7 protein-coding genes are annotated in these 6,911 nt (G+C 63.6%); 1 reads left to right on the top strand and 6 read right to left on the bottom strand.

Annotation, left to right across the window (positions count from 1 at the left end; translation table 11 throughout):
• A partial coding sequence (locus ACLHZ1_RS10195; RefSeq protein WP_427262001.1) for an integrase core domain-containing protein occupies positions 1 to 212 on the top strand: 212 nt, incomplete at its 5' end.
• A gap of 60 nt (positions 213 to 272) precedes the next feature.
• Here the strand turns inward: ACLHZ1_RS10195 and ACLHZ1_RS10190 are convergent.
• The 6 genes from ACLHZ1_RS10190 to hslO all read right to left on the bottom strand — a co-directional run bounded on the left by ACLHZ1_RS10190 (position 273) and on the right by hslO (position 6,847).
• A complete protein-coding gene (locus tag ACLHZ1_RS10190; protein WP_427262000.1) occupies positions 273 to 737 on the bottom strand; it encodes a glycine zipper 2TM domain-containing protein in 465 nt (154 codons plus the stop codon).
• A gap of 160 nt (positions 738 to 897) precedes the next feature.
• Complete coding sequence (locus ACLHZ1_RS10185; protein WP_427262006.1) at positions 898 to 1,338, bottom strand: GNAT family N-acetyltransferase; 441 nt, start codon at positions 1,336 to 1,338, stop codon at positions 898 to 900.
• A 181-nt stretch (positions 1,339 to 1,519) separates the two neighbouring features.
• Entirely contained in the window at positions 1,520 to 3,322 is a 1,803-nt protein-coding gene (locus ACLHZ1_RS10180; protein WP_427261999.1) for an aminopeptidase P family protein, read from the bottom strand.
• A 35-nt stretch (positions 3,323 to 3,357) separates the two neighbouring features.
• Positions 3,358 to 4,023: a GntR family transcriptional regulator gene (locus tag ACLHZ1_RS10175; protein WP_427261997.1), complete on the bottom strand. Its 666-nt coding sequence runs from the start codon at positions 4,021 to 4,023 to the stop codon at positions 3,358 to 3,360.
• A 165-nt stretch (positions 4,024 to 4,188) separates the two neighbouring features.
• Positions 4,189 to 5,814 (bottom strand): phosphoenolpyruvate carboxykinase (ATP), encoded by a 1,626-nt coding sequence (pckA, locus tag ACLHZ1_RS10170; protein ID WP_427261996.1) that lies wholly within the window; start codon positions 5,812 to 5,814, stop codon positions 4,189 to 4,191.
• 148 nt (positions 5,815 to 5,962) lie between these two features.
• Entirely contained in the window at positions 5,963 to 6,847 is an 885-nt protein-coding gene (gene hslO / locus ACLHZ1_RS10165) for an Hsp33 family molecular chaperone HslO (protein WP_427261995.1), read from the bottom strand.
• Between the last annotated feature and the right edge of the window lie 64 nt (positions 6,848 to 6,911).

Below are 6,911 nucleotides of genomic sequence, written 5' to 3'. Positions count from 1 at the left end.
CCCAAACCAATGGCAAGGCAGAGCGCTTCATTCAGACAGCCCTGCGAGAGTGGGCCTATGCACGGAGCTATGACTCGTCAGAGCAACGGGCAGAACACCTGCAACCGTGGCTGCATGAGTACAACTGGCATCGTCCTCATGCCAGTCTGGGCTACCAGCCCCCCATCAGTCGTCTTCAATCCGTGAACAACCTGGTGGGTTTACACACCTAGCGCGGCGGCGCACAACAAAAAGCCCTCGCAGTGCGAGGGCTTTTTCGTGGGGTAGGGTTATCAGGGCACCACGGCGACGTTGACGCTGCCATTGCCCTGGGTCAGGCGAACCCTGGCGCCGGGCACGAAGGTGGGGCTGGCCTTTTGCACCACCACTATGGTGTTGCCGCTGTCTTGCTTGATCTCGAGCTCGACGCCATCGACCTGATTGAGCTTGTCACCGGCGGCCTTGCCCGCGGCGGCCCCGGCGATGGCGCCCCCTGCGGTGGCCAGGCTGCGGCCCGTGCCGCCGCCAATGGTGCTGCCGAGCAGGCCGCCGACCACGCCGCCGCCTATGGTGCCGAGGATGGAGTTCTCCTCCGCCTGGATCTTGACCGGACGGGTGGAGAGGATGGTGCCGTAGTTGACGGTCTGCACCTGCTTGGCCCTGTCTTTGGTGTAGACATCGCCGGAATAGACGTCGCTGTTGGCACAGCCTGTGATGGCGGTGGCCAGCAGGAGGATGAGGGTCAGTCGTTGCAACATGATGGTTCTCCTGAACTTGACTACAAATTGGGCTCTCGGGGCCACTCTACCCCTCTCTTCGCCAGGATGGCACCCCAAAAGTGTAACCAAGTATGTGCCATGGCAGGGATTCAATCAGGAGGCTGGCCGGATATTTGCCATCCGGGGCGCCGGGGTCCCGTCATGGTCTGTCGCGAGTGTCCTGCGCCTGGGGGACGAGCGCATGTTCGAGCAGGCATCTTGCTTCCCCGGGGCCGAAATAGGCATCATCCCGGGCCAGCTCGCGGTAGCCGAGCCGCTGGTAGAGGCGCCGGGCCGGGTTGGCCGGATCCACCGTCAGGCGCACCCGGCGGCACCCTTGTGCCATCAGGGTCTGCTCCAGGCGGGTGATGATGGCCGCGGCCAGGCCGAGGCCGCGGGCCTGGGGCAGCACGGCCAGGGAGAGCAGCCAGCCCTGGGCGCCCTCTTGCCCCACGCCGCCCAGGCCATAGCCGAGCAACTGGCCATCGCGCTCGGCCACCAGCAGCAAGTCCGGCCACAGATCCATGGCCTGACGAAAGAAGAAGTCGGGGTAGACGGCGTCACCGAATACCTGGCGCTCTATCTGCCAGATGGCGTGCATGTCGGCCGGGGTGGCGACTCTAAGGATGGGGGTCACGGGATCTCCTCGGTGAATGGGCCGCCGATGAGCGACACTCGGCCGGCAAGGGTAGCCCCTGCCCGGAGGGGATTCAAGGGAGCGGGCGATCCCGATCGCCTCGCAACAAAACAGGGCCCGAAGGCCCTGTGGTAGTGGCATCGCCTCAGAGGAGGCGGGTGGCCTGCTCCAGCCAGGCGAGATCCTCGCCCTCCAGCAGCGGGCTCAGCCTGCGATAGACCTCGGCATGGTACTCGTTGATCCAGCGAAACTCGGCCGGGCTCAGCAGGTCGCGGTCGATGAGACGCGTATCGAACGGCACATAGGTCAGCCGCTCGAAGCCCAGCATGGCCAGCTCCCCCTGGCTGGGCAGTTCGACCACTATCTCCAGGTTCTCGCAGCGAATGCCGAAGGCGTCCTCCCGGTAGTAGCCGGGCTCGTTGGAGAGCACCATGCCCGGCATCAGGGGCACCAGGCTGCCCTTGGGGGAGATGCGCTGGGGACCCTCGTGCACGCTCAGGAAGTGGCCGACCCCGTGGCCTGTGCCGTGGTCATAGTTGTAGCCGGCCTGCCACAGGGGCATGCGGGCCAGCACGTCGAGCTGGATGCCCGAGGTGCCACGGGGGAAGCGGGCCTGATCCAGGGCGATGTGGCCCTGCAGCACCCGGGTGAACATGGCCTTGTGCTCGGCGCTCACCTCACCCACCTTGACGGTGCGGGTGATGTCGGTGGTGCCATCAAGATACTGGCCACCGGAGTCCACCAGATAGATGGCATCCTGGCCGAAGGGGCGCGGTACCCCGTTGGTGTGGCGATAGTGGCACATGGCGGCATTGGGGCCGAGCGCGGAGATGGTGTCGAAGCTCGGCTCGACATAGTGCTCTTGCTCCTTGCGAAAGGCCTCCAGCTGGTCGGCCAGGGTGCCCTCGTCCACCCCGTCGAACTCGCCGCTGGCGATCAGCCGATCCAGCCAGGCGAGGAAGCGGGTGACGGCGACACCGTCGCGCAGGTGAGCGGCGCGCATGCCCGCCAGCTCGGTCTCGTTCTTGCACGCCTTGGGCAGCATGGTGGGATCCTGGCCCGCCACCAGGATGGCGCCAGCCTCTTCCATGGTGAGCTGGGTCCAGGCATTGGCGCTGTTCGGGTCTGCCAGCACCCGTTGCTGATCGCTCCCTATGCGTCTGAGCAGGGCGCCCAGCTTGTCGATGGGGTAGACGGAGACATCCTGCCCCGCGTGCTGGCTGAAGGCGATGCAGTCCAGCTTGTCGGTATCGACGATGAAATCCATGCTGGCATTGGCATAGAGCACGGCAAAGCCCAGCACTACCGGCAGGCGCTCCACGTCGCGGCCTCTCAGGTTGAGCAGCCAGTTGATGGGTTCGGCCTGGGTCAGCAGCACCGCATCCAGGCCGCGTTTGCGCAGATCGCTCGCCAGCAGCTCGCGCTTGGCCTGGCTCGACTGGCCCGCCAGCGCCTCGCTGTAGAGGATGACCGGATGCTTGCCGGGGGCGGGGCGATCGGTCCAGTGCAGGTCGATGGGGTTGTCGGTGACGGCGACGAGCGCGATGCCGCGCTCGCCGAGCTGGGCCTTGGCGCTCTGGTACCAGGTCAGGCTGTGCAGGCGGGGATCGAAACCGACCCGGGCGCCGGGTTCCAGCTGCTCAGTGAGCCAGCCGACGTGGGGATCATCGACCAGGTGCAGGAAGGCAAAGGTCTCGGCCGGGCTCTGCAATCTGGCCTGTACCGTGTAGCGGCCATCGACGAACAGGGCCGCCTGCTGGGGCAGTATGATGGCCAGACCCGCCGAGCCATTGAACCCGGTCAGCCAGGCGAGGCGTTCGGCATGGGCCGGAATGTATTCTCCCAGATGTTCGTCATCATGGGGCACGATGAAGGCGTCCAGCTCCTGCTGGGCCAGGGTGGCCCTGACCTGGGCGACGCGGGCTGCAATGATCTCGAAATGGTTCATATCGTAATTGCCAGATGGTTGGTCGATGAGAGGGTTCAGCCGGGTTTGCCGCGGCTCAGCATGTGGCCGACGGAGTGGCCGGCTGCCTGTATGTGCTGCTTGAGCAGGACGGCGGCCTCGTGTTTGCGCCTCGCCCGGCACAGGGCCAGCAGCTCGGCGTGTTCACGCTCCGCCTTGTCTACCCCGTTCTGGGCAAACAGCAGTTCGAAGCGCACGTAGCGATCGCAACTCAGGTTGATCTGGGCGATCAGCTCCATCGCCTGGGGGCGATTGGCGGCCCGGTAGAGGGTGGCGTGGAAGCTGTGATTGAGCTCGGCCCAATGCTCGACCTGGGTACCCGATGCGAGCGCGGCATCGAACTGATCGAGAATGGCCTGGGCGTTGACGAAGGTCTCCTCCGTCATCAGATCGACGGCGTGAAACAGGGTATCGGCTTCCAGCAGGGCCCGCAAATAAAAGAGCTCGGCCACGGAGTCCGGATCCAGCCGGGTGACCACGGCGCCGCGATGGGGCTCGAACTTCACCAGCCCCTGGGCCTCCAGCTGCATCAAGGCCTCGCGCACCGGGATGCGGCTCACCGCCAGCTCCCTGGCGATGGCGTCCTGACGCAGGGGGGCGCCGGCGGGGAAGTCGCCCCGCAGTATCCTGGTCCTCAGGCTGTCCGCCACCATCTGGGTGCGGGTCTTGTAGGTCGGGCTCATGGTGGCATCGGGGGCAGGTTGCAAAATTGTATATTGTATAAAGTGTGGCTGAATCTAACGCGCGGGCGTGCCCATGGCAAGGCTGGCCGGGGGAATTGCCGCAGCGAGGCGAAAAAAAGACCGGCCAGCTGAGCTGGCCGGTCTGGTCATGGGCGGCTGGGGTCGTTACAGCTGGGGACCCGCGGCGACCAGGCGCTTGCCTTCGTCGTTGTCGGTGAAGCGCTCGAAGTTCTTGATGAAGCGCCCCGCCAGATCCACGGCCTTGGCATCCCACTCGGCTTGGTCGGCATAAGTGTCGCGAGGATCCAGGATGGCCGGGTTCACGCCCGGCAGCGCGGTCGGCACTGCCAGATTGAAGATGGGCAGCACCTTGGTGTCGGCCTGCTCAATGGAGCCATCCAGGATGGCGTCTATGATGGCGCGGGTGTCCTTGATGGAGATGCGCTTGCCGGTGCCATTCCAGCCGGTGTTGACCAGATAGGCCTCGGCGCCGGACGCTTCCATCCGCTTGACCAGCTCTTCACCGTACTTGGTGGGGTGCAGGCTGAGGAAGGCCGCGCCGAAGCAGGAAGAGAAGGTGGGGGTCGGCTCTGTGATGCCACGCTCGGTACCGGCCAGCTTGGCGGTGAAACCGGACAGGAAGTGGTACTTGGTCTGCTCCTTGGTCAGCTTGGCGACCGGGGGCAGCACGCCGAAGGCGTCGGCGGTCAGGAAGATCACCTTGGTGGCATGACCCGCCTTGGAGACCGGCTTGACGATGTTCTCGATGTGATAGATGGGGTAGGAGACCCGGGTGTTCTCGGTCTTGGAGCCATCGTCGAAGTCGATGGTGCCATCGTCGGCCACGGTCACGTTCTCCAGCAGCGCATCGCGGCGGATGGCGTTGAAGATGTCCGGCTCGGCCTCCTTGGAGAGCTTGATGGTCTTGGCGTAGCAGCCTCCTTCGAAGTTGAACACGCCGTCATCGTCCCAGCCGTGCTCGTCATCGCCGATGAGCTGACGCTTGGGATCGGTGGAGAGGGTGGTCTTGCCGGTGCCGGACAGGCCGAAGAAGATGGCCACGTCCCCATCCTGACCCACGTTGGCGGAGCAGTGCATGGAGGCGATGCCGCGCAGGGGCAGGAAGTAGTTCATCATGGAGAACATGCCCTTCTTCATCTCGCCACCGTACCAGGTGCCGCCGATGAGCTGGATCTTCTCGGTCAGGTTGAAGGCGACGAAGTTCTCGGAGTTGAGACCCTGGGCCTGCCAGTTCGGGTTGGTGCACTTGGCGCCGTTCATCACCACGAAGTCCGGTTTGAAGCTCTTGAGCTCTTCCTCGCTCGGGCGGATGAACATGTTCTTGACGAAGTGCGCCTGCCAGGCCACTTCTGTGATGACGCGCACCGCCAGCCGAGTATCCGGGTTGGCACCGCAGTAGCCGTCGATGACGAACAGACGCTTGTCGGAGAGCTGCTGGGTGACCAGCGCCTTCAGATCTGCCCATACCGCAGGGGTGATCGCCTTGTTATCGTTCTTGCCCTGGTCAGACCACCACACGGTATCCTGGGTGGTGCCGTCTTTGACGATATATTTATCTTTCGGGGAACGACCGGTAAAGATGCCGGTGTTGACATTGACGGCGCCAAGTTCTGTCACCACCCCGCGCTCGAAACCTTCGAGATCGGGACGAGTCTCTTCTACGAACAGTTGCTCATAGGAGGGGTTACGCAGGATTTCCACGGCATTATGGATGCCGTATTGCTCCAGTTGTAATCCTTGGGCCAGGGTGGGTGCTGCCACGATTGTCATTGTATTCTCCTGGGTTCAGAGGTGTGTAGGGTTCTATCTGGCATCAACTCTACCACCTAGGTAGTAGAATTTAGCGACCTTCATCAAAGTTTATAAAGTAGGGTATTTTTTTATTTTTTAAGTGAAAGGCGGGTTTCCCCGCCTTCATTTAGTGTAACTGGTTTGCATCATTACCGGGAGCCCCGCTGAACAGGGTTTCGACATCGATCGCATCAAAAGGATAGTGAGCCCCGCAGTAGTCGCAGTGCATCTCTATCTTGCCCTGCTCCTGCAGCATATCGAGCACCTCTTCCTTCTCTATCTGCAGCAGGGCGCCCTCGCAACGCTCCCGGGAGCAGGTGCAGCGGAAGGCGACGGCCTGGGGATCGAACACCCGCACCTTGTCCTGGTGATAGAGGCGATAGAGGATCTCCTCGGCCTCCAGACCAAACAGCTCCTCGTCCTTGATGGTGGCGGTGAGCTGGGTCAGGTGCTCGAAATCTGCGCTGTGATCCTCGCTCTGGGCGGGCAGCTCCTGCAACAGGATGCCGGCGGCGCGGGGGGCGCCATCCAGGTGACCGGTGCGGATCCAGAGCTTGGTGGCCAGCTGTTCGGACTGGGCGAAGTACTGCTCCAGGCAGCCGGCCAGGGTGTCGGATTCCAGGGCGATGATGCCCTGATAGCGCTCACCCTGTTCCGGGGTGATGGTGATCACCAGCTGGCCGTTGCCGATCAGGCTCTGCAGCTTGCCATCGCTCGGCAGCTCTCCCTCATGGCGGGCCACGCCGCGCAGCTGCTGGTTGTGGTCGCCGTTGATGACGGCCAGACGCACCGGGCCGTCCCCCTGCAACTGCACCGTGATGGAGCCTTCGAACTTGAGGGTGGCGGTCAGCAGGCTGGTGGCCACCAGCAGCTCCCCCAGCAGGTGCTGCACCTGTACCGGGTAGCTCTGCGCCTCGACCACATGGCGGTAGGTGCTATCCAGCTGGACCAGCTCACCCCGCACTTCGTACTCTTCAAACAGATAGCGATACAGCAGATCTTGGTGACTCATCTCATCTTCCTTCGGGGTGGTAATGGCTTGGACGCCCGGCGCCTCGCGGCCGGGGGTGAACTTT

This window comes from Aeromonas sobria (assembly GCF_050266975.1).
GTDB lineage: Bacteria > Pseudomonadota > Gammaproteobacteria > Enterobacterales > Aeromonadaceae > Aeromonas > Aeromonas sobria_B.
The sequence above is the reverse complement of the archived record's forward strand: the minus strand, read 5'-3'. Positions and strand labels throughout refer to the sequence as shown.

Bases quoted from the DNA above. Each gene is read 5' to 3' on its own strand.
- ACLHZ1_RS10180 (WP_427261999.1), bottom strand. From the start codon at position 3,322: ATGAACCATTTCGAGATCATTGCAGCCCGCGTCGCCCAGGTCAGGGCC.
- hslO (WP_427261995.1), bottom strand. From the start codon at position 6,847: ATGAGTCACCAAGATCTGCTGTATCGCTATCTGTTTGAAGAGTACGAA.
- pckA (WP_427261996.1), bottom strand. From the start codon at position 5,814: ATGACAATCGTGGCAGCACCCACCCTGGCCCAAGGATTACAACTGGAG.
- ACLHZ1_RS10175 (WP_427261997.1), bottom strand. From the start codon at position 4,023: ATGAGCCCGACCTACAAGACCCGCACCCAGATGGTGGCGGACAGCCTG.
- ACLHZ1_RS10190 (WP_427262000.1), bottom strand. From the start codon at position 737: ATGTTGCAACGACTGACCCTCATCCTCCTGCTGGCCACCGCCATCACA.
- ACLHZ1_RS10185 (WP_427262006.1), bottom strand. From the start codon at position 1,338: ATGCACGCCATCTGGCAGATAGAGCGCCAGGTATTCGGTGACGCCGTC.